The sequence below is a fragment of the Bacillus sp. JJ1503 genome (genome assembly GCF_036965125.1).
Classification (GTDB): Bacteria; Bacillota; Bacilli; order Bacillales; family Cytobacillaceae; genus Cytobacillus.
In genome coordinates this window covers 1-1,205 of record NZ_JBALOZ010000486.1, presented here as the reverse complement: position 1 = coordinate 1,205, position 1,205 = coordinate 1, and the positions used below count along the sequence as shown (strand labels likewise).

At 34.7% G+C, this 1,205-nt stretch carries 2 protein-coding genes; both read left to right on the top strand.

Annotated elements, in window-relative coordinates; genetic code table 11:
- On the top strand, positions 1-803 hold an 803-nt coding region (locus V7149_RS25635), incomplete at its 5' end, for a putative ABC transporter permease subunit (RefSeq protein WP_335348381.1).
- Positions 804-931: 128 nt separating this feature from the next.
- Positions 932-1,205: MFS transporter (locus tag V7149_RS25630; RefSeq protein WP_335348380.1), on the top strand; the 274-nt coding region annotated here is incomplete at its 3' end.

Here is a 1,205-nt window from a genome sequence, read left to right as displayed (position 1 = left end):
GAATTAAAGAGTGGAGGTCCATCCAAAGAGATTTGAGAGAATGGGTAGCCTTTCTCCCATTTATATTTTTTATGTTTTTTCCTTTCATATCAATCATAAATGATAAAAATATGATAAATATAATCATTCATAATCCAGAAATCTCGTGGATGGCTGCACAAGCTACTTTCCTTTTTATGTTTACATTTCTAACTGGCGGCTTTGCTTCCGGCTCAATTGCGAGGGAAGCATACTCTATTCACTTTTTACATGTCTTGCCATTATCAGGCTGGAAAATCGCACTTGGGAAGTTTTGGATCAATTGGTTGATTCCTGTTGTATTCTTAATTATTTTAGAATTTGCTGGGGGCATATTTTTGAAATGGAGCCTCTTAAATATCTTTTTCGGGATTGCCGTTGTGGCGATCATGTCCTTAGGAATAACAGGAATTGGACTTTGGCTTGGGGCTATTGGTGCAAAATATAATCCAAATAACCCGCAAAACAGGCTGGAAACAGGGGTTTCCTTTTTATTAATGTTTCTTTCTTTCGGATATCTACTTATTGCTGCATTACCTTCTGTTCTTGTCCTCATACCAACGGATGCTCTTCCCATTTTTCAGCATGAAGGGCGTCCTACAGGTATATTTGGAATGCTTGTATCACTTCTCGAATGGAAAAATGATAACAAGACTTTCTTAACCATTATTTGCAGCATCTTTACACTTATCATATCGGTAGGAGTTACTTTACTAACTTTGCAATTAAGTGCAAGGAAAATTGAAAAAGGGCTTACGATCAACTTCGTGACAAATAAAAAATAATGATTACAAGCTCCTAAATAATTGGGAGCTTTTGATATTTTGCGAAGATAATCATTTTAAAGTATCGAAGTGAGAATAAAAAATGATACAATAAGTCTTGCTTATTAAAATATTAAGAGGTTTCCAAAATGAATAAACAAATAAAAAGAAATATTTTATCCATGCAAGGGTTTTACTTGTTAACTTTTTTTGGCGTGGGGAGCTTGTATCCTTTGCTCAGTGTGTATTTAAGTGAAGTTGAACATTTAAATGGCTATCAAATTGGGACCATCATGTCTATTAGCCCAATAATTATGATTTTCTTTCAGCCATTATGGGGAATGGTTTCGGATAAGCTTAACGCTCCTATTAAAATTCTTACAGTCACAACTTTAATTGCTGGGATATTTTCCCTTGGGTTTA